Origin of the sequence: Sphingomonas abaci (assembly GCF_014199625.1) — a bacterium.
Classification (GTDB): Bacteria; Pseudomonadota; Alphaproteobacteria; order Sphingomonadales; family Sphingomonadaceae; genus Sphingomonas; species Sphingomonas abaci.
The window spans coordinates 182,531-207,447 of sequence record NZ_JACHNY010000003.1 but is presented as its reverse complement, the minus strand read 5'-3'; the positions used below and the strand labels follow the sequence as shown (position 1 = coordinate 207,447).

24 protein-coding genes are annotated in these 24,917 nt (G+C 68.7%); 11 read left to right on the top strand and 13 right to left on the bottom strand.

The window, feature by feature from the left end:
• Window positions 1-53: 53 nt before the first annotated feature.
• Genes prmC through hisS form a run of 3 tightly spaced genes read right to left on the bottom strand, consistent with a single transcriptional unit; the run spans window position 54 to window position 3,211 of the window.
• Entirely contained in the window at window positions 54-863 is an 810-nt protein-coding gene (gene prmC, locus GGQ96_RS08525; protein WP_184113605.1) for a peptide chain release factor N(5)-glutamine methyltransferase, read from the bottom strand.
• Window positions 856-1,935, bottom strand: a complete 1,080-nt coding sequence (prfA, locus tag GGQ96_RS08520; RefSeq protein WP_184113603.1) for a peptide chain release factor 1 — start codon at window positions 1,933-1,935, stop codon at window positions 856-858. Before prfA ends, prmC begins: the two co-directional genes overlap by 8 nt.
• 34 nt (window positions 1,936-1,969) lie before the next feature.
• Window positions 1,970-3,211, bottom strand: coding sequence for a histidine--tRNA ligase (hisS, locus tag GGQ96_RS08515; RefSeq protein ID WP_184113601.1), 1,242 nt, complete (start codon window positions 3,209-3,211; stop codon window positions 1,970-1,972).
• 52 nt (window positions 3,212-3,263) lie between these two features.
• On the opposite strand from hisS, the gene GGQ96_RS08510 reads away from it, so the two are divergent.
• From GGQ96_RS08510 to ppa, 3 genes are all read left to right on the top strand, one after another.
• Entirely contained in the window at window positions 3,264-3,914 is a 651-nt protein-coding gene (locus GGQ96_RS08510; RefSeq protein ID WP_184113599.1) for a DUF1345 domain-containing protein, read from the top strand.
• Between the two features lie 77 nt (window positions 3,915-3,991).
• The gene (locus tag GGQ96_RS08505) at window positions 3,992-5,902 is read left to right on the top strand and encodes a M61 family metallopeptidase (protein ID WP_184113597.1); all 1,911 of its coding nucleotides are present in this window, start codon (window positions 3,992-3,994) and stop codon (window positions 5,900-5,902) included.
• Window positions 5,903-5,934: 32 nt separating this feature from the next.
• Window positions 5,935-6,513 carry an inorganic diphosphatase gene (gene ppa / locus GGQ96_RS08500; RefSeq protein ID WP_184113595.1) on the top strand — a complete coding sequence of 193 codons (579 nt, stop codon included), beginning with the start codon at window positions 5,935-5,937 and terminating at the stop codon, window positions 6,511-6,513.
• A 47-nt stretch (window positions 6,514-6,560) separates the two neighbouring features.
• Here ppa and GGQ96_RS08495 read toward each other — a convergent pair whose 3' ends face one another.
• From GGQ96_RS08495 to dnaK, 4 genes are all read right to left on the bottom strand, one after another.
• Window positions 6,561-7,487 (bottom strand): DMT family transporter, encoded by a 927-nt coding sequence (locus GGQ96_RS08495; protein ID WP_184113593.1) that lies wholly within the window; start codon window positions 7,485-7,487, stop codon window positions 6,561-6,563.
• A gap of 308 nt (window positions 7,488-7,795) precedes the next feature.
• Entirely contained in the window at window positions 7,796-8,170 is a 375-nt protein-coding gene (locus tag GGQ96_RS08490) for a hypothetical protein (protein ID WP_184113591.1), read from the bottom strand.
• A gap of 33 nt (window positions 8,171-8,203) precedes the next feature.
• Window positions 8,204-9,328 carry a molecular chaperone DnaJ gene (gene dnaJ, locus GGQ96_RS08485; RefSeq protein WP_184113589.1) on the bottom strand — a complete coding sequence of 375 codons (1,125 nt, stop codon included), beginning with the start codon at window positions 9,326-9,328 and terminating at the stop codon, window positions 8,204-8,206.
• Window positions 9,329-9,406: 78 nt separating this feature from the next.
• Window positions 9,407-11,314 (bottom strand): molecular chaperone DnaK, encoded by a 1,908-nt coding sequence (dnaK, locus tag GGQ96_RS08480; RefSeq protein ID WP_184113587.1) that lies wholly within the window; start codon window positions 11,312-11,314, stop codon window positions 9,407-9,409.
• 173 nt (window positions 11,315-11,487) lie between these two features.
• Here dnaK and GGQ96_RS08475 point away from each other — a divergent pair, with 173 nt between their 5' ends.
• From GGQ96_RS08475 to GGQ96_RS08465, 3 genes are all read left to right on the top strand, one after another.
• The gene (locus tag GGQ96_RS08475; RefSeq protein ID WP_184113579.1) at window positions 11,488-11,958 is read left to right on the top strand and encodes a copper chaperone PCu(A)C; all 471 of its coding nucleotides are present in this window, start codon (window positions 11,488-11,490) and stop codon (window positions 11,956-11,958) included.
• Window positions 11,959-12,234: 276 nt separating this feature from the next.
• Entirely contained in the window at window positions 12,235-12,858 is a 624-nt protein-coding gene (locus GGQ96_RS08470) for a PEPxxWA-CTERM sorting domain-containing protein (protein WP_246360342.1), read from the top strand.
• 87 nt (window positions 12,859-12,945) lie between these two features.
• On the top strand, window positions 12,946-13,413 hold the full coding sequence (locus tag GGQ96_RS08465; RefSeq protein WP_184113577.1) for a vgr related protein: 468 nt from the start codon (window positions 12,946-12,948) through the stop codon (window positions 13,411-13,413).
• A 9-nt stretch (window positions 13,414-13,422) separates the two neighbouring features.
• On the opposite strand, the gene trhO is transcribed toward GGQ96_RS08465, so the two are convergent.
• On the bottom strand, window positions 13,423-14,367 hold the full coding sequence (trhO, locus tag GGQ96_RS08460) for an oxygen-dependent tRNA uridine(34) hydroxylase TrhO (protein WP_184113575.1): 945 nt from the start codon (window positions 14,365-14,367) through the stop codon (window positions 13,423-13,425).
• On the bottom strand, window positions 14,364-15,590 hold the full coding sequence (locus tag GGQ96_RS08455) for a threonine synthase (RefSeq protein ID WP_184113573.1): 1,227 nt from the start codon (window positions 15,588-15,590) through the stop codon (window positions 14,364-14,366). Before GGQ96_RS08455 ends, trhO begins: the two co-directional genes overlap by 4 nt.
• Window positions 15,591-15,728: 138 nt before the next feature.
• On the opposite strand from GGQ96_RS08455, the gene GGQ96_RS08450 reads away from it, so the two are divergent.
• On the top strand, window positions 15,729-16,517 hold the full coding sequence (locus tag GGQ96_RS08450; RefSeq protein ID WP_184113571.1) for a hypothetical protein: 789 nt from the start codon (window positions 15,729-15,731) through the stop codon (window positions 16,515-16,517).
• 24 nt (window positions 16,518-16,541) lie between these two features.
• On the top strand, window positions 16,542-17,705 hold the full coding sequence (locus GGQ96_RS08445) for a glycosyltransferase (RefSeq protein ID WP_184113569.1): 1,164 nt from the start codon (window positions 16,542-16,544) through the stop codon (window positions 17,703-17,705).
• 245 nt (window positions 17,706-17,950) lie between these two features.
• Here GGQ96_RS08445 and grpE read toward each other — a convergent pair whose 3' ends face one another.
• Together grpE and hrcA are read right to left on the bottom strand one after the other, a co-directional pair.
• Entirely contained in the window at window positions 17,951-18,511 is a 561-nt protein-coding gene (gene grpE / locus GGQ96_RS08440) for a nucleotide exchange factor GrpE (protein ID WP_184113567.1), read from the bottom strand.
• A 13-nt stretch (window positions 18,512-18,524) separates the two neighbouring features.
• Window positions 18,525-19,568: a heat-inducible transcriptional repressor HrcA gene (gene hrcA, locus GGQ96_RS08435; RefSeq protein WP_184113565.1), complete on the bottom strand. Its 1,044-nt coding sequence runs from the start codon at window positions 19,566-19,568 to the stop codon at window positions 18,525-18,527.
• Window positions 19,569-19,648: 80 nt separating this feature from the next.
• Between hrcA and rph the strand changes: the two genes are divergently transcribed.
• Both rph and rdgB read left to right on the top strand, forming a co-directional pair.
• Window positions 19,649-20,365 carry a ribonuclease PH gene (gene rph / locus GGQ96_RS08430; RefSeq protein WP_184113563.1) on the top strand — a complete coding sequence of 239 codons (717 nt, stop codon included), beginning with the start codon at window positions 19,649-19,651 and terminating at the stop codon, window positions 20,363-20,365.
• The gene (gene rdgB / locus GGQ96_RS08425) at window positions 20,362-20,991 is read left to right on the top strand and encodes an RdgB/HAM1 family non-canonical purine NTP pyrophosphatase (protein ID WP_184113561.1); all 630 of its coding nucleotides are present in this window, start codon (window positions 20,362-20,364) and stop codon (window positions 20,989-20,991) included. The genes rph and rdgB overlap by 4 nt, the downstream gene beginning before the upstream one ends.
• A gap of 58 nt (window positions 20,992-21,049) precedes the next feature.
• Here rdgB and GGQ96_RS08420 read toward each other — a convergent pair whose 3' ends face one another.
• Window positions 21,050-22,351, bottom strand: a complete 1,302-nt coding sequence (locus GGQ96_RS08420; RefSeq protein ID WP_184113559.1) for a hemolysin family protein — start codon at window positions 22,349-22,351, stop codon at window positions 21,050-21,052.
• A gap of 135 nt (window positions 22,352-22,486) precedes the next feature.
• Here GGQ96_RS08420 and GGQ96_RS08415 point away from each other — a divergent pair, with 135 nt between their 5' ends.
• Entirely contained in the window at window positions 22,487-23,155 is a 669-nt protein-coding gene (locus GGQ96_RS08415; RefSeq protein ID WP_184113557.1) for a YiaD family glycine zipper/OmpA-like lipoprotein, read from the top strand.
• Between the two features lie 247 nt (window positions 23,156-23,402).
• Here GGQ96_RS08415 and GGQ96_RS08410 read toward each other — a convergent pair whose 3' ends face one another.
• A complete protein-coding gene (locus GGQ96_RS08410) occupies window positions 23,403-24,884 on the bottom strand; it encodes an undecaprenyl-phosphate glucose phosphotransferase (protein WP_184113555.1) in 1,482 nt (493 codons plus the stop codon).
• Window positions 24,885-24,917: the final 33 nt, after the last annotated feature.

The following is a 24,917-nucleotide window of genomic DNA, read 5'->3' as shown; positions in this document are numbered from 1 at the left end:
CCCACAAGCAAAATATGGCGTTGGCACCGTCCCGCTTCAAGTCGCCAGCCCGTTCAACGGGCCAGCAGGGCACGCGGCCGCCCGCCCAGGTCGCGGTGCACGGCCACGGCGAAGCCCTCGTCGCGCAACAGGTCGCCGACGCTGTCGGCCTGGGTCCAGCCGATTTCGATCACCGCCGCGCCGCCCGGCGCCAGCCGCCGACGGATCGCCGGGGCGAGCCGGCGGTAATCGTCCAGCCCGTCCGGCCCCGCGAACAGCGCCTCGGGGGGCTCGTGCCCGGCGACCTCGTGCGCCAGCACCTCACCGGTGCCGATATAGGGCGGGTTGGTGACGATCAGGTCGAACGAGCCGGCCAGCGCCGCGTCCCAATCCCCCCGCACGAAGCGCGCCCGCCCGCCAAAGGGCGCGGCGTTGATCCGGGCATAGGCCAGCGCGTCGGCCGATCGGTCGACCCCCAACCCCACCGCGTCCGGCCATTCGGACAGCAGCGCCAGCAGCAGCGTGCCCGGCCCCGTCCCCAGGTCCAGGATCGTCGCGGGCGGCCGTCCGGCCCAGTGCGCCAGCGCCGCCTCGATCACCGTCTCGCTGTCCGCGCGCGGCACCAGCGCCCCCGGCCCTACCGCCAGGTCCAGCGTCCAGAAGCCGCGCGTGCCCAAAATATAGGCGACCGGCTCGTGGACGGCCCGCCGGTCGACCAGGCTCGCAAAGCCCGGCGGCTCCACATGATCGTCCAGCGTCAGCAGCAGCCGGTCGCGCGACAGCCCCAGCGCGTGCGCCATCAGCAATTCGGCATCCAGCCGCGCCGTGGCCGAAAAGCCGAACCGCGCCGCCGCCGCCGCAATCGCGGCGCGCGCGTCAGCCATCCAGGCTCGCCAGCCGCTCCGCCTCGTCCTCGGCGATCAGCGCGCCGATCAGTTCGTCCATCTCGCCCTGCAGGATTTCGGGCAGACGGTGCAGCGTCAGGTTGATGCGGTGGTCGGTGACGCGCCCCTGCGGGAAATTATAGGTGCGGATGCGTTCCGACCGATCGCCCGAGCCGACCATCGCCTTGCGCGTGCCCGACCGTTCCGCCGCCAGCCGCTCGCGCTCCGCCTCGTAGAGGCGAGTGCGCAGGACCTTGAGCGCCTTGGCCTTGTTCTTGTGCTGCGACTTCTCGTCCTGCTGGATCACCACCATGCCGGTCGGCAGATGGGTGATGCGCACCGCCGAGTCGGTGGTGTTGACCGACTGGCCGCCCGGCCCCGACGAGCGATAGACGTCGATGCGCAGGTCCTTGGCCTCGTCGATGCGGACATCAACCTCCTCGGCCTCCGGCAGCACCGCGACCGTCGCGGCGGAGGTGTGGATCCGCCCGCCCGCTTCGGTCGCCGGTACGCGCTGCACGCGGTGGACGCCGCTTTCGAACTTCAGCCGCGCGAACACGCCCTGCCCCGTCACCGACGCCACGACCTCCTTATAGCCGCCCGCGTCGGACGCGCTGCCCGAGATCAGCTCGACGCGCCAGCCACGCGAATCGGCGTAGCGCTGGTACATGCGGAACAGGTCGCCCGCGAACAGCGCCGCCTCGTCGCCGCCGGTGCCGGCGCGGATCTCCAGCATCGCCGCGCGTTCGTCGGCGGCGTCGCGCGGCAACAGCGCCAGCGCCAGCCGACGATCCGCCGCCTCCAGCGCCTGGCGGTTCTCGCGCAATTCCTCGGCCGCCATCTGGCGGAGCTCGTCGTCGCTGCTGTCCTCGGCCATATAGGCCAGGCTTTCGGCCTCCTGGCGCAGGCGGCGCACCTCGCCCGCCGCCTGGGCGACGGGTTCCAGCTCGGCATATTCCTTGGAGACGGCGACGAAACGGTCGCCCGGCAGGTCGCCGGTCGCCATCTGCGCCGCCAGCTCGTCGCGCCTGGCCTCGATCTGGCGGATGCGGTCGGGGGAAATCGGAGTCATGCCCCGCCCCCAACGCCCGAACGGCGCCGATGGCTCACCGCAGCGCCTCGGCCAGCGCGTCGAAGGCGACGGCGCGTTGCGTGCCGTCCGCCAGCGACTTGACCGCCGCCGCCCCGGCCGCGATCTCGTCGTCGCCGATGATGATGGCGGCGCGCGCGCCTTGCGCATCGGCCTTGGCCAGGCGCTGCTTCATCTTGCCCTTATAGGCCATGTCGACGGCCAGCCCCGCGCGGCGCAGCGCGGCGAGCAGGCCGATCCCGCATGCTTCCGCCGCCGCGCCCATCGGCACGATCACCGCGTCGATCGCCGGCCGGGCCGGCTCCGCCAGCAGCATCGCCAGCCGCTCGACGCCCGCCGCCCAGCCCACGCCCGGCGTCTCGGGACCGCCGAGCGAGCCAATCAGCCCGTCATAGCGGCCGCCGGCCAGCACCGTTCCCTGCGCGCCCAGCCGATCGGTGACGAACTCGAAGGCGGTGTGCCGGTAGTAGTCCAGCCCGCGCACCAGCCGGGGATTGCGTGTCCAGGCGACCCCCGCCGCGTCCAGCCCCGCCGTCACCGCGTCGAAGAAGGCGCGCGCCTCCTCGGTCAGATAGGCGTCGATATCGGGCGCGCTGTCCGCCGCCGGCCGATCGCGTGGGTCCTTGCTGTCGAGGATACGAAGCGGGTTCTTCTCCAGCCGGGTCAGGCTGTCCTCGGACAGGTCGGCGCGGTGCTGTTCGAAATGCGCGACCAGCGCCGCGCGCCAGGCGTCGCGCGTCGCGGCATCGCCCAGCGTGTTGAGCTGGAGCGTCACGCCCTCGATGCCCAGGTCGCGCAGGAGCTGGTCGGCCATCACCAGCAACTCGACATCGGCCATCGGCTCGGCCGCGCCGATCACCTCGGCATCGATCTGGTGGAACTGGCGGTAGCGCCCCTTCTGCGGCCGTTCGTAGCGGAACACCGGGCCCGAGGTGGCGAGCTTCAGCGGCGCATGTTGCTGCCACCCCTCGGTCAGGAAGGCGCGGGCGAGGCCGGCCGTGAATTCCGGCCGCAGCGTCAAGAGGTCGCCACCACGATCGGGAAAGGTGTACATCTCCTTCGACACCACGTCGGTGGTCTCGCCGATCGAACGCGAGAAGACCTCGGTCGCCTCGAAGATCGGAATGTCGACGCGCTGGAAGCCATAGAGCGCCTTCACCCGGTCGAAGGTGCCGAGCACCTGGGCGAAGCGGCGCTGATCGTCGCCGAAGATGTCCTGCGTGCCGCGGACGCGATGGGGGGTCTGGATACGGGCCATAAGAGCGCGGCTATCTAGTCGAGCGAGCGGCTTCGCGCTAGCACCGCGCGCGATGACGCAACGCAGATGGTGGGGCCTGGGACAACGCGTGGCGCCGCCACGCTTCGTCCTGTTCGTGCTGGTGTTCGCCGGCGCCTTCGCGCTGGGCTGGTCGCGGCTGGAATTGGGTCGCGCGGTGATGGGCGCGTTCGACCTGGCCGCCTTCGTCTTCCTCGTCTCGGTCGCCACCCTCCTCGACGATGGCCAGGCGGAGCGGATGCGCGCCGCCACGCGCGAGAACGACGCCAATCGCGCGGTGCTGCTGGGCCTGACCGGCGTCACGATGCTGGTCATCCTGGCGGCGGTGGCGGGCGAGCTGAAGGGCAAGAACGACGCCTTCGCCATCCTCCTGGTGATCACGACGCTCACCCTGTGCTGGCTCTTCTCCAACACCGTCTATGCGCTCCATTATGCGCATCTTTTCTATATCGAGGCGGAGGGCGGCGAAGGCGATGCCGGGGGCCTGAGCTTCCCGGACACGAAGACGCCCGACTATTGGGACTTCCTCTATTTCGCCTGCACGCTCGGCATGACCTTCCAGACCTCGGACGTGGCCATAGGCTCGCGGCGCATCCGGCGCGTGGTGCTGGGCCACTGCCTGGCCGCCTTCGTGTTCAATCTCGGCATTATCGCCTTCTCGATCAATGTGCTGGGCGGTGGCTGAGGCGCCCCCATGACAGGGGTGGACGACTGACCTTTTCGGCCGCTAGACCTTGGCCATTCTCCATGTCGGGACCGTCCATGATCCGCAAAGCCGTCGTCGCGTCGTTGTTCCTCTCCACCTCCGCCCTCGCCCAGGTTCCCGCCGGCAACTCCGCGCCGCAGCCGGTGCCGATCGTCGACACCATCCCGGCAGCGCAGGACGTGCCCTATCCCGGCACGATCACGCTGAACGTCGACGCCACCGATACCGAGCGCGGCATCTTCACGGTCCATGAGACGATCCCGGTATCCAAGACCGGCGACGTGGCGCTGCTCTATCCGAAATGGCTGCCCGGCAACCACGCGCCGCGCGGCGAGATCGAGAAGGTCGCCAGCCTGGTCGTCCGGGCCAATGGCCGGGTGCTGCCCTGGACGCGCGACCCGGTCGACGTATACGCCTTCCACGTCGACGTGCCGCAGGGCGCCAAGACGCTGGACGTGGATTTCCAGTTCCTGTCTGCGACCAAGGGCGACCAGGGCCGCATCGTCGCCACGCCGACGATGATCTCGCTCCAGCCCAATTCGGTCAGCCTCTACCCGGCCGGCTATTTCACCCGCCAGATCCCGATCCAGATGACCGTCAAATTCCCGGCCGGCTGGACCGCGTCCGGCGCGGTGCCGGCCAAGGCGACGGGCTCGACCTACAGCTACGACACCACGAATTACGAGGTGCTGGTCGACTCGCCACTGCTGGCGGGCAAATATGGCAAGGTCTTCCCGCTGTCGCCGCGGGTCGATCTCAGCGTCTTCGCCGATGATCCCAAGGAGCTGAACGCCACCCCGGCGCAGATCGACGCGCACAAGCGGCTGGTCGAACAGGCCGCCAAGACCTTCGGCGCGCAGCATTACGACAAGTACACCTTCCTCCTGTCGATCACCGACCAGCTCGGCGGCATCGGGCTGGAGCATCACCGCTCGTCCGAGAACGGCGTGCGCCCCGGCTATTTCATCGACTGGGAGAACAGCACCGCGACGCGCAACCTGCTGCCGCACGAGTTCACCCATAGCTGGGACGGCAAGTTCCGACGCGGCGCGGACTTGTGGACGCCCGACTTCCGGATGCCGATGCGCGACTCGCTGCTCTGGGTCTATGAGGGGCAGACGCAGTTCTGGGGCTATGTGCTGCAGGCGCGCTCGGGCATTGTCTCGAAACAGGACACGCTGGACGCCTATGCGTCGATCCTGGCCAGCTATGACAACAGCCGTGGGCGCGAGTGGCGGCCGCTGATCGACACCACCAACGACCCGATCATCTCCTCGCGCCGGCCCAAGGGCTGGACGAGCTGGCAGCGATCGGAGGATTATTACAACGAGGGCCTGATGGTCTGGATGGAGGTCGACGCGATGCTCCGCCGGCAATCGGGCGGCACCAAGTCGATCGACGATTTCGCCAAGGCCTTTTTCGGCATCCGCGACGGCGACTGGGGCGAGGTAACCTATACATTCGATGACGTCGCCCAGACGCTCAACCGCATTCAACCCTATGACTGGGCAGGCTTTCTTCAGAAGCGCCTGACCGAGACGGGCCAGCCGGCGCCGATCAACGGCTTTGCAATGAACGGCTACAAGCTGGTCTTCACGCCCGAGCCGACTGGCTATTTCAGCAAGGTCGAGAAGCTGCGCGGCACCGATACCAGCTATTCGCTCGGCTTGGTTGTCGGCAAGGATGGCAATGTCACCTCGACCATCTGGGGCTCGCCCGCATTCAAGGCGGCGATCGATGTCGGCACCAGCATCGAGGCGGTGAACGGCCGCGCCTATAGCGGCGACGCGCTCAAGGCAGCGATCGTCGAGGCCAAGACCTCGAAGGAACCGATCCATCTTCTGGTGAAGAATGGCGAGCGCTACCGCGATCTCGCCATCGACTATCATGGCGGCCCGCGCTACCCGCGACTCGAGAAGATCGGCACCGGAGAGACGGGTCTCGACCGCCTGTTGACGCCGCGCTGATCCTCTAACGACCGATTTCACAGGGAAAAATCATGCGTATCGATCTGATCCCGGTGGGCAAGAGCCCGCCCGACGACCTGAACGTCATCATCGAGGTGCCGACCGGTGGCGAACCGGTGAAGTACGAGTTCGACAAGGCCTCGGGCGCGCTGTTCGTCGATCGCATCCTGCACACGCCGATGCGCTACCCGGCCAATTACGGCTTCGTACCGCACACGCTGTCGCCGGATGGCGATCCGCTCGACGCGCTGGTCATCGCCCGCTCGCCCTTCGTGCCGGGCTGCGTCGTCCGCGCCCGGCCGATCGCGGTGCTCAACCTGGAAGACGAGGCCGGCGGCGACGAGAAGCTGGTCTGCGTGCCGGTCGACCAGGTCTTCCCCTATTACTCGAACGTGGGCGGCCGCGACGACGTGCCGGAGATCGTCTTCCAGCAGATCGAGCACTTCTTCACCCACTATAAGGACCTGGAGAAGAAGAAGTGGGTGCGGATCGGCACCTGGGGCGATGCCGAAGAAGCTCGCCGTATCGTCCGCGAGGCGATCGAGCGGTACGACGAGGCCAAGGCCGCCGGCGAGGAGCCGCACGACCACGACGTGCCGGGTCGCGAATAAATCGGTTCCATCCGCTCCCCGGCCGGACGCGTCGGGGGCGGATGGCGTCAGGTCTGGCTCTGGAGCGTCGCGGTGGCCACCACGTCACGCCGCCGCGCCGCAAACAGGCAGGCGGCGACGATCACCCCCGCTCCGGCCAGCGTCCAGCCCGACACCGGCTCGCCGAACACCGTCCAGCCGAGCGCCGCCGCCCAGACGAAGGACGTATATTCGCTGCTCGCCAGATAGCTGGCCGATCCGCGCGCATAGGCCCAGGCGAGCAGCAGCATCGAGATCGACCCCAGCCCGGCCGCCAGCGCGATCAGCGGCCACAGCGAAGCCGGCGGCGGCACCGCCAACCAGGGCGCGGCGCACCCCAATATCACCAGCACCACCAGCGACTGGACCAGCGCGACCTCGACCGGTCCCGCCGCCAGCGCCTGCAACCGCGCCAGGATCAGGTTGACCGCATAGAGGATCGCCGAGGCGAAGATCGCCGCCGCGCCCCACCAGACGTCGGGCGGCGCGTCGCCCCGCGCCTGCCCGGCCAGGATCACGCCGACCCCGGCAAGCGCCGCCAGGCTGGCGACCGGCGCGCGCCAGTCGATCCGCTCCTTCAGCACCAGCGCGGCGAGCAACAGCGCCATGACCGGCGCGGTATAGCCGATCGAAACCGCCAGCGTCAGCGGCACCCGCGCGATCCCCCAGAAGAACAGCAGCGCCATCGCGGTCGTGACGGCGCCGCGCGCGCCGTGCAGCCGCCACGCGGTGCGGCTCGGCCAGCGCCGATCGCCCAGGCTCCACAGGCCGAGGCCGATCGCGACATTGCCGAACGACCGCCACAGCATCGTGTTGTAGACGCCGATCGCGATGACCAGCAACTTCATGGCCGCGTCCATCACCGAGAACACCCCGATGCCAATCGCCGCCACGGCGAAGACGAAGGCTGGAGCCGGGGCGGAAGCGGGGGCTGGACCGGAGACGGCGTGGCTCATGGCCTGGCTGTAGGGGGTGGCGGTGGCGGCGGGAAGCGATTGGTTTCACGCGCCAGGCGCGCCGGGACGAGTGATCGCGCGCAATGCCAAGCGGAGGCCTGTGCCGTGCCGCCGCCCACTCTCCGCGGGGCGTCTCCGCGCGATGTCATGCTTCCCGCCGAAGGCCGGGGGACAGGGAGGCAAAGGGGCGGCGTTTCGTCACCCGGGCCTTGCCGACAAGGCCCCGGCCTTCGCCGGGCAACCAGCACGGGCCGGCCTCACGACGGACGACGACCCGTATCGCGCGGCTTGGCGGCCAGTACGCCGACCTAGCCGGCACCGCCGCTCCGACGCCAGCGACGTCCCATCCGGACCGCCCATCCGAAGCGCAGGCTCGCTCCCGTCGCCATGCCCGCCACCGCCAGGTCGATCAGCGTCGTGACCTCGAAGGTCGCCGCCCAACTCGCCAGTTCCGGCAGCGCCATGCCGGCGAGCGGCACGCTGTCGCGTCCCGCCAGCCACGCCGTGGCCGGGATCAGCATCGCCGCCAGGACGAGCAGCGTCACATGCCCGCGCCCGATCCGATCCAGTCGCCGGGCGGGGCGGACGACCAGCGCGTCGTGGATCACCCGGGCGGCAGGCGTGGCGGGCGCGAGGCGCATCACCGCCCAAAAGCCGAGAAGCGCCACCACGATCGCCGCCACGCTTCCCCCTTCCGCCCGCCCCCGGGCCGGTCGTCACTCGCCCGCGAACACGCCCTTCAACTTGGCGAAGAAGCCGTGGCTCGCCGGGCATTCGTCGCCCGTCTCCGTCTCGCGGAACAGTTCGAGCAATTCACGCTGGCGGGTCGACAGCTTGGTCGGCGTCTCGACATCGATCTGCACCACCAGATCGCCCTGCCCGCGGCCCTGCAGCACCGGCATGCCCGCGCCGCGCTGGCGCAACTGCTTGCCGGACTGGATGCCGGCCGGGATCTTGATCTCGTGCGTGCGGCCGTCCAGGCCGGGGATGGACAGCGATCCGCCCAGCGCCGCCGTGGTGAAGCTGATCGGCGCGCGCGCGAACAGCGTCGTGCCCTCCCGCTCGAAGATCGCATGGCGCTTGACGTGGAGGAAGATGTAAAGGTCGCCGGCCGGCGCACCGCGCGGCCCTGCCTCGCCTTCGCCCGTCAGGCGGATGCGCGTGCCCTCGTCGACACCGGGCGGGATATTGACCTGCAGCGTCTTGGTCTTGTCGACGCGCCCCTCGCCCCGACAGTCGTTGCACGGGTCGGCGATCACCTGGCCCGAACCCTGGCAGACCGGACAGGTCCGCTCCACCACGAAGAATCCTTGCTGCGCCCGCACCTTGCCATGGCCGTTGCACTGGCGACAGGTCGCGGCATGGGTGCCGGGCTTGGCGCCCGAGCCGTGGCAGGTGTCGCACTCGGCCGACACGTCGACCGTGATCTCGGTCTGCTTGCCGTGGAACGCCTCTTCCAGCGACACATCCATGTCGTAGCGCAGGTCGGCGCCGCGCCGGGCCTGCTGTCGGCCGCCGCGCCCGCCCATGAATTCGCCGAAGACGCTCTCGAAGATGTCGGAGAATCCGCTGAAGTCCCCGGCCCCGGCATGACCGCCGCCGCCACCGCCATTCTGGAAGGCGGCGTGGCCGAACCGGTCATAGGCGGCGCGCTTCTGCGGGTCCTTCAGCACGTCATAGGCTTCGGACACGGCCTTGAACTTGGCCTCGGAATCCTTGCACCCGGCGTTCTTGTCCGGATGATACTTCATCGCGAGCTTGCGATAGGACGACTTGATCGTCCCCGCATCCGCGGTGCGCTCGCATTCGAGCAGCTCGTAATAATCGATCTGGGTGCTCATGCGCGCCTCACAGGAAAGCGCCCCGCCAACCCGCTCCGGCGAAAGCCGGCGGGTCGACGGGGCGCGATCGTCACTTCGTTACGCCTTGTGCGAGTCGTCGACTTCCGAGAATTCGGCGTCGACCACGTCATCCTTGGGCGCATCGGCGGACGCGCCGCCCGTGGGCGAGGCCTCGGCCTGCGCCTGCTTCTCGTAGATCGCCTGGCCCAGCTTCATCGCGACCTGCGCCAGCGCCTGCGCCTTTTCGTTCATGCGGTCCGCGTCGCCGCTCTCGACCGCCGACTTGGCCTCGGCCACCGCCGCTTCGATCTCCGACTTCAGCGCCTCGTCGACCTTGTCGCCATTGTCGGCGAGCTGCCGCTCGGTGGTGTGGATCAGCGATTCGGCGTTGTTCTTCGCCTCGGCTCCGGCACGACGCTTCTTGTCCTCCTCGGCGAACTGCTCCGCGTCACGGACCATCTGGTCGATATCGGCATCCGACAGGCCGCCCGAGGCCTGGATGCGGATCTGCTGCTCCTTGCCCGTGCCCTTGTCCTTGGCGGACACGTTGACGATGCCGTTGGCGTCGATGTCGAACGTGACCTCGATCTGCGGCACGCCGCGCGGCGCGGGCGGGATGCCGACCAGGTCGAACTGGCCGAGCATCTTGTTGTCGGCCGCCATCTCGCGCTCGCCCTGGAACACGCGGATGGTCACCGCGCCCTGGTTGTCGTCGGCGGTCGAATAGGTCTGCGACTTCTTGGTCGGGATCGTCGTGTTGCGATCGATCATGCGGGTGAACACGCCGCCCAGCGTCTCGATGCCCAGCGACAGCGGGGTCACGTCGAGCAGCAGCACGTCCTTCACGTCGCCCTGCAGCACGCCGGCCTGGATCGCCGCGCCCATCGCCACGACCTCATCCGGGTTGACGCCGGTATGGGGGTCCTTGCCGAAGAACGACTTCACCACTTCACGGACACGCGGCATGCGGGTCATGCCGCCGACCAGCACCACTTCCGACACCTCGGACGCGGAGACGCCCGCATCGGCCAGCGCCTTCTTGCAGGGCTCCAGCGTGCGCTTGATCAGGTCCTCCACCAACCGCTCCAGGTCGGCGCGGGTGATGGTCTTGACCAGATGCTTCGGACCGTTCTGGTCGGCGGTGATGAAGGGCAGGTTGACCTCGGTCGACTGGGCCGAGGACAGCTCGATCTTCGCCTTCTCGGCCGCTTCCTTCAGACGCTGGAGCGCCAGCTTGTCCTTAGTGAGGTCGATGCCCTCGTCCTTCTTGAAGCCGTCGGCCAGGTAGTCGACGATCTTGTTGTCGAAGTCCTCGCCGCCCAGGAAGGTGTCGCCATTGGTGGCCTTCACCTCGAACACGCCGTCGCCGATCTCCAGGATCGACACGTCGAACGTGCCGCCGCCCAGGTCATAGACCGCGATGGTCTTGCCGTCCTGCTTCTCCAGGCCATAGGCGAGCGCCGCCGCCGTCGGCTCGTTGATGATGCGCAGCACCTCGAGGCCGGCGATCTGGCCGGCGTCCTTGGTCGCCTGGCGCTGCGCGTCGTTGAAATAGGCCGGCACGGTGATGACCGCCTGGGTCACCGTCTCGCCCAGATAGGACTCGGCGGTTTCCTTCATCTTCTGGAGTGTGAAGGCGCTGATCTGCGACGGGCTGTAATCCTTGCCGCCCGCCGTGACCCAGGCGTCGCCATTGGTGCCGCGCGCGATCTTGTACGGGACCAGTTCGGTGTCCTTGCGGGTGACCGGATCGTCGAAGCGGCGGCCGATCAGGCGCTTCACCGCGAAGATGGTGTTGTCCGGGTTGGTGACCGCCTGGCGCTTGGCGGGCTGGCCGATCAATCGCTCGCCATCCTTGGCGAAGGCGACGATGGACGGGGTGGTACGTGCGCCCTCGGTGTTCTCGATCACCTTGGGCTTGCCGCCCTCCATCACCGCAACGCAGCTGTTGGTGGTGCCGAGATCGATGCCGATTACTTTTGCCATGTGACGTTGATGCCCCTCATCAAACAGAAAGCATTATGACCACGCCCCATTACGGCGGCGCAATCACCGGTGGATGGCGGCGATATAGGGGGGCATCGGCTTGCCGCAAGACGGGGTGGTCCGTAGAACACGGCACCGTTGCGGGAAAGCCGCACGGCGATGGGACAGGAGCGATGAAACCGATGGTTGCCAATCCGGTTGCACGTGCGGCGGCGCGGCTCGGGCTCGCCACGGCCCTGATGCTGCCCGGGTGCAGCGGCCCGGACGAGGTGACGGTGGACAAGGCCTGGGTCCGCCTGCCGGCGGTGCCGGGGCGGCCGGCGGCGGGCTATGCGATCGTGCACGGCGCCAACCGGCCGATGACGCTGCTGCGCGTCTCCGCCGACACCGCGATCCGCACCGAGATGCACGAGACGATGCGAAACGGCCGGATGACGTCGATGCGCCCGCTCGACAGCCTGCCGCTTCCCGTGAAGGGCGAGATCGACTTCGAGCCCGGCGGCCGCCACCTGATGCTGTTCGGGATCAATCCCATCGTGAAGCCGGGCGGCGAGATGATCCTGACCTTCAACTTCGGCGACGGCACCCGCGTCTCGCGCAAGGCGATGGTGGTCGCGGCGGGGGATGGCGGGGCGGAGCAATAGAAAACTTGTAAAAACGCTACGTAACAACCCCAAATTGACACTCATATAGTCTTGTTTTGGAATACGTTGCCATTCGACTCTTGCCAGTGTTTCTCCACAACCTTTGACCTCTAAGTAAACGTACGTATTGCTCAATTATAGTTAACGCATCAGTAAACACGCAGCAACGACGACAAACTGGCAATAGCTTGGGGCAAAATCTGCAGCAATTCATCATATTGCCGCACCGAGCCCGCCGTCGTCGCGCACTTAATTCAATGGAACGGGGGAAAAGCTATGGTCACATTTCGGCATAATCTTGCCAGCATCTTAAGTGCAGCTGGCTTGATCTGCATGACACCGCGAGGGGCGTCGGCCGCCGTCATTCAGGGCATGGGATCGCCGGTGTCCAGTCCCGCACTGAACGGCGGCACGGTCGTTACGTTCGAAACTGGCAACGGGGGCGCAACGGGACTACGAACCTATGACATTGTGTCCATACGCGGAACGACCGAGCTCAATAACTATTCAGGTCAATATAACACCATAGGTCAGAGCCTCGGAAACAATAGAGACGCGACGTCCACTATCATATTCGACTTTAGCGCGCCGGTTTCGGCTTTCGGTTTCAACCTTGGCGCATCAGACATCGCCTGGTCGATATCGGCCGGTGGCCAAACCTACACCTTCCCGCCGGTGTTCGCTACCAACGATATGAATTATTACGGTATCTCGGGCGCTGGAATTAGCAGCGCCACCTTGTCATTCGGAAGCGGGGATTGGGTACTGATTGACAATCTGACCTATGTCGCCGCCGTTCCCGAGCCGACGACTTGGGCGTTGATGCTGGTCGGCTTCGGCCTGACCGGCGCGGCGATGCGCCGCCGTTCTTCGCAGCGCGCCACGCAGGCACTCGCCTGACCGGGACACTATGAAAGGGCCGCCGGTCGATCGACCGGCGGCCCTTTTCGCGTTGCGGATGAGAGGCCTTCGCCTAATCTGCCGGGCATGACCGATCGTCCCCTCACCCCCGGCGAAACCGCGCTCGCCGCCGCGATGTTCGGCGATGCGATCGATTATGGGCGGGTGCGGCTGGCAAGGCGCAAATGGGCCTTCTTCCAGCCGCGCGACGTGGTGATGGCCCCGCGCGGCTGCATTCATTTCCACCCCAAGGGCCAGCTCTGGTGCGAGGATTTCGGCGCGGCGCATGTCACCGCGCAGGGGCTGTTCCTGCACGAGATGACGCATGTCTGGCAGCATCAGCGGGGCATCAGCCTGGTGCTGCGTCGGCACCCCTTCTGCCGCTATGATTACAGCTTCCGGCCCGGCGTCACCCTGCCCCGCTACGGCATCGAACAGCAGGCGGAGATCGTCCGCCATGCCTTCCTGCTGCGTCGGGGGCTGGTCGTGCCGGGCGCGCCGGCGCTGGCGCAATATGAGACGTTGCTGCCGTTCCGGGGCACGCCGACCGTCTGACGGCCGCCGTCAGTCGGGGTCGTCCTCCGCGCGCGGACGCCCGGGCTGCATCGCGCCAACATGCGCCTGCCCCCGGTCCGCGGCGAGCCGCGCCTGGCGGTGGCGCTCCGCATAGCCGGCGCGCTGTTCGTCGCTGCGCGTGGCATGGCAGCGCGGGCAGCTCACCCCCTCCGCGTAGAGCGGCGAGGCGCGATCGGCCGCGCTCACCGGCATGCGGCAGGCGCGGCACAGCATATGGCTGCCCGGCGCCAGCGCATGGCCGACCGCGACGCGCTCGTCGAAGACGAAGCATTCGCCCTGCCAGCGACTATCTTCCGCCGGCACCTCATCCAGATAGCGCAGGATGCCGCCGTCGAGGTGGTGGACATCCGCGAACCCCTCGCGCTTCAGATAGGCCGTCGCCTTCTCGCACCGGATGCCGCCGGTGCAGAACATCGCCACGCGTCGTCCCTCCAGCCGCGCGCGGTTCGCCTCGACCCATGCGGGGAAGTCGCGGAAGCTGGCGGTTTCGGGGTCGACCGCGCCGGCGAAGCTGCCGACCGCGACCTCGTAATCGTTGCGCGTGTCGATCACCACCGTGTCGGGATCGTCGATCAGCGCGTTCCAGTCGGCCGGCGCGACATAGGTGCCGACCACGTCCAGCGGGTCGATATCGGCGATGCCCATCGTCACGATCTCGCGCTTCAGCCGCACCTTCAGCCGGTGGAAGGGCATGGCGTCGGCGGTCGCGAACTTGGGCTGCAAGCCGGCGCAGCCGGGCAGCGCGCGGATCGTCGCCACCATCCGATCGATCGCCTCGGGCGCGCCGGCGATGGTGCCGTTGATCCCCTCGCCCGCGATCAGCAGCGTGCCCCTGATCCCCGCCGCGTCCGCGGCGTCGAACAGATGCGCGCGGATCGCCGCCGGATCGCCGAACCGGGCGAAGCGATAGAGCGCCGCGATGCGGATCGTCACAGCGAGTCGAAGTCGATCGGCGCGTGACGGTCGAGCGTGCGCGGCGCGGGCGGCATCGGGTATTTCAGGCCAGTGGCGCAGTTGAACAGCACCACCCGTTCCTCCGCGTCGACCTCGCCGGTGCGCAGCGCCTCGCGATAGGCGGCCAGCGTCGCGCCGCCCTCGGGACACAGCAGCAGGCCGTCGCGGCGCGCGCAATCGTCCACCGCCTTCAGGATCGCCGGATCGCCGACGCCCAGCGCCTTGCCGCCGCTCGCGCGCACCGCGCGCAGGATCAGGAAGTCGCCGACCGCGCGCGGCACGCGGATGCCGGCCGCCACCGTCTCGGCGTCCTCCCAGCGCTCGGCATGCTCCTCGCCCGCCTCGAAGGCGCGGACGATCGGCGCGCAGCCGCTGGCCTGCACCGCATACATGCGCGGCCGCTTCGAGCCGATCCAGCCCAGCGCCTCCAACTCGTCGAACGCCTTCCACATGCCGATCAGGCCGGTGCCGCCGCCGGTCGGATAGAAGATCGCGTCGGGCAGTTCCCAGCCGAGCTGCGCGGCCAGCTCCAGCCCCATCGTCTTCTTGCCTTCGATCCGGTAGGGTTCCTTGAGCGTCGAGAAGTCGAACCAGCGCCCCTCGGCCGCCCCCTTGCCGACGATCGCGCCGCAATCGTCGATCAGGCCATTGACCCGCCAGACGCGTGCGCCCTGCATCGCGATCTCGCGGACGTTCACTTCGGGCGTATCCTCGGGGCAGAAGACGATCGTCTCGATCCCGACCCGCGACGCATAGGCGGCCAGCGCCGCGCCGGCATTGCCGTTGGTCGGCATGGCGATGCGGGTGACGCCCAGCTCCCGCGCCATCGCCACCGCCATCACCAGCCCGCGGGCCTTGAAGCTGCCGGTCGGCAGCCGGCCCTCGTCCTTGACCAGCACATGGCCGCCGCCGCCGCTGTTCGGGATCGGGACCAGCGGCGTCTCGATCTCGCCCAGGCTGACCACGTCGCGGGTATGGCGGACGGGCAGCAGTTCGCGCCAGCGCCATAGGTCGGTCGGCCGCGCCATCAGCGCGTCGCGCGACAGCGCCGCCCCCGCCGCCGCCAGATCGTAGCGGACCAGCAGCGGCCGGCCCACCCGCGAGAGGCCGTGCAGCCGGTCCGCTTCATAGCGTTCGCCGGTCATGGAGCATTCGAGATGAGTGACGAAGGTCGGGCGATTGGCGGTCAGGTTCTGCGACATCGCAGCCTCTTTAGCGCAATCGCGACCGGGGAGACAAATTCCTTCCTATCCAAAGCTATGGTTAACCATGCTATGGGGCGACAGACGATGACATCGCAGGATGCGCAGACAATGACCCGTCATTACAGGGATTTCGGCATGCGTGCGCAACATGCGCTCGGCCGCCGCCTCTACCCGGTCAAGGCCCGCGTCATGGACGGCATCGCGGATCGCGCGCTGCGCCAGAAGATCGACGACCTGCGCGGTTCCGCCTTCTACCGGAACCTGCCGCGCCAGCGCATCCTGGCGGTCGGCGTCCAGTCGCCGCGGCGGCCCGGATCGCTCGACGCGATCTTCGCGCGGATGCGCGACAGCCGTCATGCGGTCGTCACCGAGAAGAAGGACATCGACGGCCTCGGCAAGCTGGACAACACCAACATCCTGATGGGCCGGCACGACCTGTCCGGCTTCGACTGGCTCTGGATGGTGGACGACGATGTCGAACTGCCGAACCGCTTCACCGACGATTTCGTCGCGACCTGCGCGCTCGCCGGGCTGAAGATCGCGATGCCCGCGCATCGCGCCCTGTCCTATTCCAGCTTCCCGATCACGCGCCGGCAGCCGGGCGCGCTGGCCCGCACCACCAATTTTGTCGAGGTGGGGCCGATCGCCGCCTTCCACCGCGACACGTTCGACACGCTGCTGCCGCTGCCCAGCCTGCGCTACGGCTGGGGACTGGACCTGACCTGGGGCGTCGTCGCCGAGCGGATGGGCTGGCCGATCGGCGTGGTGGATGCCACCCCGCTGCGCCATAGCAGCCCGATCGGCACCGGCTATGACGTGCAGGCGGCGGTAGACGAGGCCGAAGCCTATATGGCAGGTTATGGTATCGTCACCGGCGAACATGTGATTCGGGAATATGACAGGATTGACGGTCTCCCGAACTGATCGCGACCATCGAGGAAAACCGTTTTGACGCGAACGCTGGTGGTGCTGCCGAGTGTGCCGGCAGTCCCGGAGGGCGATGCCCTGTTCCTCGACCGCAAGGCGGTGGAAGGGCTTCAGGCCTATGCCAGGCTGTGGCCGGGTCCGGTGCGCTGCGCGATGCGGGCCGGGCAGCGGCACGACATCGCCTTCGGGTCGGAATATCGGCCGCAGGACCTGCCGGTCGAGATGCGCGTCATCGGCCAGGACGCGCTCGCCGAACCCGGCCTGTTTGACGACGCGGCGGTGGTGCTGGCGGCGGGCGACATCCATGTCGACTTCGCGCTGGCCGGCGCGGTCCGCGCCCCGCTCGTCTATATCATCGAATATACGCTCGCCACGCGGCTGCGGATCAACCGGCTCTACAACGGCCTGTCGGTGCAGATGGCCAAGTCGGGCGTGTGGACGATCGGCATGGAGCGGCGGCGGCGGCGCGCCTTCGCGCGGTCGCAGGGCCTGCAGTGCAACGGCACCCCCGCCTTCAACGCCTATCGCCGCCTGACCCCGGCGCCGCTGCTCTACCTGGACACGCGGACCAGCGACGCCAAGCAGATCGGGGCGGCGGCGCTGGCCGAGAAACACCGCCAGATGCGGGCGGGCGGACCGTTGCGGCTCGCCTTTTCCGGCCGGCTGGAACGGATGAAGGGCGCAGACCACCTGCTGCCGGTGGCCGACGCCCTGGTCCGCGCCGGACTGGACTTCACGCTCGACGTCTATGGCGATGGCGATCTGCGCGCCGGCATGGCGGCGCGGATCGCGGCGACCGGCCTGGGCGGGCGGGTGACGCTGCACGGCCCCGTGCCGTTCGAAGACGCGCTGATCCCGGCAATGATCGCGCGGACCGACCTGTTCCTCTGCTGCCACCGTCAGTCGGACCCGTCCTGCACCTATATGGAGACGCTGAGCTGCGGCGTGCCGATCGTCGGCTACAACAACGCCGCGTTCCGCGGGATCACGCGACTGGCCGAGATCGGCCTGCGAGTGCCGATGGACTCGGTCGACGGCGCGGCGGCGGCGATCGTCAGCCTGTCGAACGATCGGGATCGGCTGGTGACCTTCTCCACCAATGCCGCGACGCTCGGCCGCGACCATAGTTTCGAGCGCGAGTTCGAGCGGCGCATCAACCATCTGCGCCAGGTGGCGGGGCTCTAAGTCGAAGGCCTTTCGTCAGGGGATCGGTGCGGGTTTCCGCGGTCCGCCCCTGGCCCGCCACCCCGGCGACGGCCGGGGCCCAGCAATGGACCGATCGCCGCGAGCCACCCGCGTCCGCCAACCGGTTGCGGGTCTGCGCCGCGATGGATGCCATCGGCATCGGCATGGCTTGCCGTGCGGGCGGAATGTCCGCCAGAACGCCACCGACCACCGCCCGCCCCCGGCGGGCGGCGGCCCGCGACCGGTCAGCCGTTCGCCGGCGCCTTCGCCACCGCGACCAGCGCCGGACGCAGCAGGCGATCCTTGATCATATAACCGGCCTGCATCTCCTGCACGATCGTGCCGGGCTCCGCATCGCTCGGCATTTCCATCATCGCCTGATGCTGGTTGGGGTCGAGCTTCGCGCCCATCGCCTGGATGCGGGTGATGCCGTGGCGGCTCAGCACGCTGTCCAGCTCGCGGCCGGTCGCGTCCAGGCCGGTGACCAGCCCCTTGAACCGCTCGTCCTCGCGCGCATCGGCAGGGATCGCCGCCAGCCCCCGCGCCAGGTTGTCAGCCACCGACAGCACGTCGCGGGCAAAGGCGGTGGCGGCATAGGCGCGCGCATCGGCCACGTCCTTCTCGGCGCGGCGGCGCACATTCTGGATATCGGCCTGGGCGTAGAGATATTGCTGCTTGGCGTCGGCCAGCTGGTTCTCCAGCTCGGCGATGCGCTGGGCGGCGGCGTCATGCTCCGCCACTTCGGGCGCGGCCTGGGCGGTCTCGGCGCGCAGAGTCTCGTCCTGCGTGTCAGTCGTATCGGTCATGTCGTTCCCTGTATCAGCCCATCAGTCGGGCCAGCGTTGCGGCCGTGAAATCCACCATGGGCACGATGCGCGCATAGTTCAACCGCGTGGGGCCGATCACCCCCACCACGCCGACCACCTGCCCACCCGGCCCGCGGAACGGCCTGGCGATCACCGACGAGCCCGACAGCGCGAACAACTTGTTCTCCGCGCCGATGAAGATGCGGGTCGCGTCGCCCGCCCGCGCGCTGTCGAGAAGCGCCGCGATCTCCTGCTTGCCCTCCAGATCGTCGAGCAGGTCGCGCACCCGGTCGAGATCGGCGGCGGCGGCGGCGTCGATCAGCCGCCCCTGCCCGCGCACGATCAGAACCGGCCGGCGGTCGCCATCCTCCGACCAGACCGCCAAGCCCCGCTCCACCAGCGCGCGGCCGACATCGTCCAGTGCCGCGCGCCCCGCCGCCAGCTCCTGCTCGACCCGCACCCTGGCCTCGCCCAGCGTCAACCCGCCCAGCCGCTGGGACATGTAGTTGGCCGCCGCGACCAGCGCCGACGCATCGATCCCGGCGGGCAGGTCGACCACCCGATTCTCGACCGAGCCGTCCTCCGCCACCAGCACCGCCAGCGCCTGGCCCGGCGACAGGGGCACGAAGCCGATCGAGCGCAGCCGCAGCTCGCGCTTCGGCACCAGCACCAGCCCCGCACAGGCCGACAGGCCGGACAGGGCCGCCGTAGTCGCCGCCAACGCTTCCTCGACCGGCCCGCCGCTGCGGCTGCGCTGCTCGATCTGGGCGCGCTCCTCGGCCGAGGGTTCGGCGGCCTGCATCATCCCATCGACGAACAGGCGCAGGCCGCGATCGGTCGGTACCCGCCCCGCAGAGGTATGCGGGCTGGCGAGCAGGCCCAGCGCCTCCAGCTCGCCCATCACCCCCCGGATCGAGGCAGGCGACAGGTTGAGCCCGGCGGCGGCGGCGATCGTCTTCGACCCCACCGGGGCGCCGCTGGCCAGATAGCCATCGACCACCGCGCGGAAGATCTGCCGCGCGCGGTCGGTCAATTCGGTGACGGGCGGGCTCATCATCCGCATGATCTAGGCTGGCCTGTTCCCGAACGGAAGGCTAGGCGTCGAGGCAACCAACACAGCTTAGCAGGATCTTGCCCATGCGCCCCAGCGGCCGCACCCCCGACCAGATGCGTGCGATCTCCATCCAGCCCCGCTTCACCCGCCATGCCGAGGGATCGGTGCTGATCGGCTTCGGCGACACCCGCGTGCTGGTCACCGCCAGCATCGAGGAGCGCGTGCCGCCCTTCCTGCGCGGCAAGGGCGAGGGCTGGGTGACGGCCGAATATGGCATGTTGCCCCGCGCCACGCATACGCGCGGCAGCCGCGAGGCCGCGAAGGGCAAGCAGTCCGGCCGCACCCAGGAAATCCAGCGGCTGATCGGCCGCAGCCTGCGCTCGGTCGTCGACCTGAAGGCGCTGGGGGAGCGGCAGATCGTGCTCGACTGCGACGTGATCCAGGCCGATGGCGGCACCCGCACCGCCTCCATCTCGGGTGCCTGGGTGGCGCTGCGCCTGGCCATCGACACGCTGCTCCAGAGCGGCAAGCTGACCGCCGATCCGATCCGGCAAAAGGTCGCAGCGGTGTCGTGCGGCATCTACAAGGGCACGCCGGTGCTCGACCTCGACTATGACGAGGATTCGAACGCCGACGCCGACGCCAATTTCGTGCTGCTGGAGAACGGCCACATCGCCGAGGCGCAGGCGACCGCCGAGCACGCCACCTATGACGAGGAGGCGCTGCTCCGCCTGCTCCGTCTGGCGCGGATGGGCTGCACCGAGATCTTCGCGGCGCAGGACCGGGCGGTGAAGGCATGAGCGGCGAAGGCGACGAGCCCCAGGCGATCCGCAAGCTGACGCCCGGCAAGCTGGTGATCGCCAGCCACAATGCCGGCAAGGTGCGCGAGATCGCGGCGCTGCTGGAGGGACGCGGGCTGGACGTGGTGTCGGCCGCGTCGCTCGACCTGCCAGAGCCGGAGGAGACCGGCACCACCTTCGTCATGAACGCCGAGCTGAAGGCGCGGGCGGCCGCCGACCTGTCCGGCCTGCCCGCGCTCGCCGACGACAGCGGCCTGTGCGTCGATGCGCTGGGCGGCGATCCCGGCATCTTCTCGGCGCGCTGGGCCGGCGAGGACAAGGACTTCGCCCGCGCCATGGACCTGATCGAGACGCGCATCGGCCAGAGCGGTCCCAACCCGGCCCGCACCGCGCATTTCGTCTGCGCGCTGGCGCTCGCCTGGCCCGACGGCCATGTCGAATGGTTCGAGGGGCGAGTCGACGGCACGCTGGTCCACCCGCCGCGTGGGCTCAAGGGCCATGGCTACGACCCGATCTTCCAGCCCGACGGCCATGACGCGACCTTCGCCGAAATGGACGAGCCGCTGAAGAACCGCATCAGCCACCGCGGCGAGGCGTTCCAGCAACTGGTCGCGGCGGTGTTCTGATTGCGCGCCGGGCGGGTGGCCCTGGGCTCCTGCCTTCGCAGGAGCTCGCGCCCCCGCCCTACGCCCGGCTTACCAGCAGCTTGTCGATCCGCCGGCCGTCGAGATCGACCACCTCGAACCGCCAGCCCTGTTCGACGAAGCTCTCCCCCTCCGCCGGCAGGTGGCGGAACACCGCGAGCGCCAGGCCGGCGGCGGTGGCATAGTCGCGATCCTCGGGCAGCTCGATGTCCAGCCGTTCCGCCAGCAGGTCCGCCGCCGCCGTCCCCGCCACCAGGAGCGAGCCGTCGTCGCGCCGCACGATCGCCGGGCCATCCTCCGACGCCGCCTCGGCCGGATAGCCGCCGGCGATCGCCGCCAGCAGGTCGGCCGGCGTCACGATCCCTTCGAAATGGCCATATTCGTCATGGATCAGCGCCATCGGCACCTCGCCGCCGCGCAGGGTCACGAAGGCGTCGGGCGCGTCGACCTGGTCGATCACCACCGGTGCCTTGCGCATCAGCGCCGCCAGGTCGAGCGGTTCGTCCCGCAGCAACGCGGCGGCGATGTCGCGCGCCTGGACGACGCCGACCACCGCATCGATCGATCCGTCCCCCACCGGCAAACGCGTATGCTGCGTCGCCAGCAGCCGGGCGCGGATCTCGGCCTCGCCGGCCTGCAGGTCGAGCCAGTCGACATCGGTGCGCGGCGTCATCACTTCGCGCACCGGCCGGTCGGCGAGGCGGACGACGCCGGAAATGATCGAGCGCTCATGCTCCTCGATCACGCCGGACTTGCTCGCTTCGGTGACGATCATCTGCAACTCCTCGGCCGTCACCTGCTCGTCGCCGCCCCGGTCGAGCCGCAACAGGCGGAAGATCAGCGCGCTGCTCGAATCGAGCAGCCAGACGAGCGGCGCGGTGATCCGCGCGATCCAGCGCATCGGGATGGCGACGCCGCAGGCCACCGCCTCGGGCCGGCGCAGCGCGATCTGCTTGGGCACCAGCTCGCCGACGATCAGCGAGGCATAGGTGGTCAGGCCGATGACCAGCGCGAAGCCGACCGAGCGCGCGGTGGCGGCGGGCAGGCCCAGCATCTCCAGCCGCGCGGCGACGGGCGCGCCCAGGCTGGAGCCGGAATAGGCGCCCGCCAGGATGCCGATCAGCGTGATGCCGATCTGCACCGTCGACAGGAACTTGCCCGGATCGCCCGCCAGCGTCAGCGCGGCGCGGGCGCCGGGTCGCCGCGCGCGCGCCATCGCCGCCAGCCGCGCCTTGCGCGACGACACCAGCGCCAGCTCGCTCATCGCGAACACGCCGTTCAACGCGACCAGCGCGAGGATGATGAGGACGTCAATCCAGGGAAAGGGAGGAAGCGGGGCCATTGGCGTGCCGAACGATCCTAGCGGCCGATCGCCCTGTTCGACAATGCGGAAACATGCGGTCAGGCGTGGTTCAGTGCGCAGGCGGAACAATCGCCGGCAAAACCGCATTGTTCAACGATAGCAAAGGGACATGACATGAAGACCCCCATCCTCCTTGCCAGCCTGGCCGCGCTGGTCGCGACCAGCGCCTGCACCACCGATCCCGAGACTGGCCAGCAGCGCATCTCCAAGACCGCGATCGGCGGCATCGGCGGCGCCCTGGGCGGCTATTTGCTGGGCGACATCGTCGGTGGCCGGCGCGACCGGACCGAGAAGATCGTCGGCGCCGGGCTGGGCGGCCTCGCGGGCGCCGGCATCGGCGCTTATATGGACCGACAGGAACGGCAACTGCGCGAACGCACCGCCGGCACCGATGTGCAGGTGATCCGCCGCGGCGACGACCTGGTGCTCAACATTCCGTCGGGCATCACCTTCGCCTATGACAGTTCGGCGGTGCAGCCGCAGTTCCAGCGGACACTGGACCAGGTGGCGCAGACGCTGGCCGAATACAAGGAAACCTATATCGACGTGTACGGCCATACCGACGCAACCGGCAGCGACGCCTATAACCAAGCGCTGTCGGAACGTCGTGCCGTGGCGGTGGCGGATTATCTGGCGGGGCGCGGCGTCCAGGCCGCCCGGATCGCCACGCGCGGCTATGGCAAGACCCAGCCGATCGCCTCCAACGACACCGATGCCGGTCGTGCCGCCAACCGCCGGGTCGAGATCAAGATCGTGCCGATCCGCCAGAACGACCTGCGCTGACCGCCGGCCCTTCCCGCCCCCCGGTCGCGGGGGCGGGACCAAAACCAACCTACGCCATCCCGGCGGCAGCGGGCATTCTTGCCAGGATCACGATGTCCCCCGAACCTCGCTCCACCACCACGATGGTGCGCCGGGTTTCGGATAGCTCCCGCTTCCGCCTGGACAGGGCAGGCCAGAACCGGAGCCTGGACAAACCGAGTGTGAAAGCGCCGACGTCCCCGACGGCTCCATCCGGCCGGCGAGCCGATCAGTACGCCGATTTCGGGAAGATCAGCGCGGCGATCGTGCGGGCCATGATGTAGAGGTCGAACCCGACCGACCAATGGTCGATATAGTAGAGATCATATTCGACCCGCTTCAGCAGCTTCTCGTCGGTATCGGTCTCGCCGCGCCAGCCATTGACCTGCGCCCAGCCGGTGATGCCGGGCTTCACCCGGTGGCGCGCCGCGTAGTTCTGCGTCGCCTCGCTGAACAGCACGCCGGCGACGCGGGTCGAGGGCGCATGCGGGCGCGGGCCGACCAGCGACATGTCGCCGAACACCACGTTGAACAACTGTGGAATTTCGTCGATGCTGGTTGCGCGGATGATGCGGCCGACCCGGGTCACGCGCGGATCGCCGCGCCGCGCCTGGCTGATCCCGTCATATTGCAGCATGTCGGTGCGCATCGACCGGAACTTCCAAATGCGGAAACGGCGATGGTTGAAGCCCTCGCGCTCTTGGCGGAAGAAGACCGGGCCGGGGCTGTCCAGCTTCACCGCCAGCGCCACCATCAGCAGGAAGGGCGCGGCCATGATCAGCAGGATCGAGCCGAGCAGCAAATCCTCCATGCGCTTGACGATCTGGTCGACGCCGCTGATCGGCCGTTCAAACACCGTCATCAGCGGCAGATGGCCCAGCATCACCATCGACTGGCCCGCCAGGGTGAAGGCGGACAGGTCGGGCGCCAAGCGGATCAGCACCGGGAACATCGCCAGCCGGCCGACCACGTCCTGCAATTCGTCGTCGCTGACATAGGGCATGGCCACCACGACCTGGTCGATCTCGCCCGCGCGGATGTCGGCGAGCAACTGGGGCAGGCCGCCGCGATGCGGGGTGCAGAGACCGGGATGGATCGTGTCCGCCCCCCGGTCGTCGTAACAGCCGACCAGGTCGACCGTCAGCATCGGGTTGGACTGGACATAGGCGGCCAGCCGGTGCCCCTGCGCCGTCGCGCCCAGGATGGCGACGCGCTGGTTGAACACCCCCTGCCGCTTCATCCGCGACAGGATGCCAGTGGCGATCCCGCGCACCACGACGAGCGCGAAGCCGACCGACAGGAACCAGAAGACCGTCCAGCCGCGCGAGAAATCCTCCGACGCCCGCACGAAGAAGGCGAGCGTCAGCATCGCGATGCAGCAGCCCAGCCATGCAGTCGAAACGCGCGGCCAGCTGGCGCGCAGCGAGAAGCGTGCATCGACGTCGTAGCAGCCGGCCAGCTCGGCGATGAGCGCATAGAGCACCGAGCTCAGCCAGGCGACACGGGCATATTGGTCGATCGGCGACAGCTGGAAGGTGGTATAGGTCGCCCAGATGCCGAGCAGGCTGACGACCAGCACGGTCAGCGCTTCCGCGACGCGAGTCGCCAGCCCGGCCATTTCCAGCAATGCGGGCGCGCGTTCGACCGGCCGGGCCTCACCCGGCGGACCGTCGCTACCGTTCCCCTGCCGCAGGTCGGTTAATGGGCTCACGAGCGCTTCTTGCTCCCTGTTCGAATTCAGCGT

What these genes read in the sequence shown, in the direction of transcription:
- grpE (WP_184113567.1), bottom strand. Translation starts at nt 18,511, where the DNA reads ATGACCGATACGACTGACACGCAGGACGAGACTCTGCGCGCCGAGACC.
- GGQ96_RS08475 (WP_184113579.1), top strand. Translation starts at nt 11,488, where the DNA reads ATGAAACCGATGGTTGCCAATCCGGTTGCACGTGCGGCGGCGCGGCTC.
- GGQ96_RS08420 (WP_184113559.1), bottom strand. Translation starts at nt 22,351, where the DNA reads ATGGCCCCGCTTCCTCCCTTTCCCTGGATTGACGTCCTCATCATCCTC.
- GGQ96_RS08495 (WP_184113593.1), bottom strand. Translation starts at nt 7,487, where the DNA reads ATGAGCCACGCCGTCTCCGGTCCAGCCCCCGCTTCCGCCCCGGCTCCA.
- GGQ96_RS08450 (WP_184113571.1), top strand. Translation starts at nt 15,729, where the DNA reads ATGCGTGCGCAACATGCGCTCGGCCGCCGCCTCTACCCGGTCAAGGCC.
- rdgB (WP_184113561.1), top strand. Translation starts at nt 20,362, where the DNA reads ATGAGCGGCGAAGGCGACGAGCCCCAGGCGATCCGCAAGCTGACGCCC.
- GGQ96_RS08510 (WP_184113599.1), top strand. Translation starts at nt 3,264, where the DNA reads ATGACGCAACGCAGATGGTGGGGCCTGGGACAACGCGTGGCGCCGCCA.
- GGQ96_RS08505 (WP_184113597.1), top strand. Translation starts at nt 3,992, where the DNA reads ATGATCCGCAAAGCCGTCGTCGCGTCGTTGTTCCTCTCCACCTCCGCC.
- GGQ96_RS08465 (WP_184113577.1), top strand. Translation starts at nt 12,946, where the DNA reads ATGACCGATCGTCCCCTCACCCCCGGCGAAACCGCGCTCGCCGCCGCG.
- GGQ96_RS08455 (WP_184113573.1), bottom strand. Translation starts at nt 15,590, where the DNA reads ATGTCGCAGAACCTGACCGCCAATCGCCCGACCTTCGTCACTCATCTC.
- prmC (WP_184113605.1), bottom strand. Translation starts at nt 863, where the DNA reads ATGGCTGACGCGCGCGCCGCGATTGCGGCGGCGGCGGCGCGGTTCGGC.
- dnaK (WP_184113587.1), bottom strand. Translation starts at nt 11,314, where the DNA reads ATGGCAAAAGTAATCGGCATCGATCTCGGCACCACCAACAGCTGCGTT.
- ppa (WP_184113595.1), top strand. Translation starts at nt 5,935, where the DNA reads ATGCGTATCGATCTGATCCCGGTGGGCAAGAGCCCGCCCGACGACCTG.
- prfA (WP_184113603.1), bottom strand. Translation starts at nt 1,935, where the DNA reads ATGACTCCGATTTCCCCCGACCGCATCCGCCAGATCGAGGCCAGGCGC.
- GGQ96_RS08415 (WP_184113557.1), top strand. Translation starts at nt 22,487, where the DNA reads ATGAAGACCCCCATCCTCCTTGCCAGCCTGGCCGCGCTGGTCGCGACC.
- dnaJ (WP_184113589.1), bottom strand. Translation starts at nt 9,328, where the DNA reads ATGAGCACCCAGATCGATTATTACGAGCTGCTCGAATGCGAGCGCACC.
- GGQ96_RS08470 (WP_246360342.1), top strand. Translation starts at nt 12,235, where the DNA reads ATGGTCACATTTCGGCATAATCTTGCCAGCATCTTAAGTGCAGCTGGC.
- rph (WP_184113563.1), top strand. Translation starts at nt 19,649, where the DNA reads ATGCGCCCCAGCGGCCGCACCCCCGACCAGATGCGTGCGATCTCCATC.
- hisS (WP_184113601.1), bottom strand. Translation starts at nt 3,211, where the DNA reads ATGGCCCGTATCCAGACCCCCCATCGCGTCCGCGGCACGCAGGACATC.
- hrcA (WP_184113565.1), bottom strand. Translation starts at nt 19,568, where the DNA reads ATGATGAGCCCGCCCGTCACCGAATTGACCGACCGCGCGCGGCAGATC.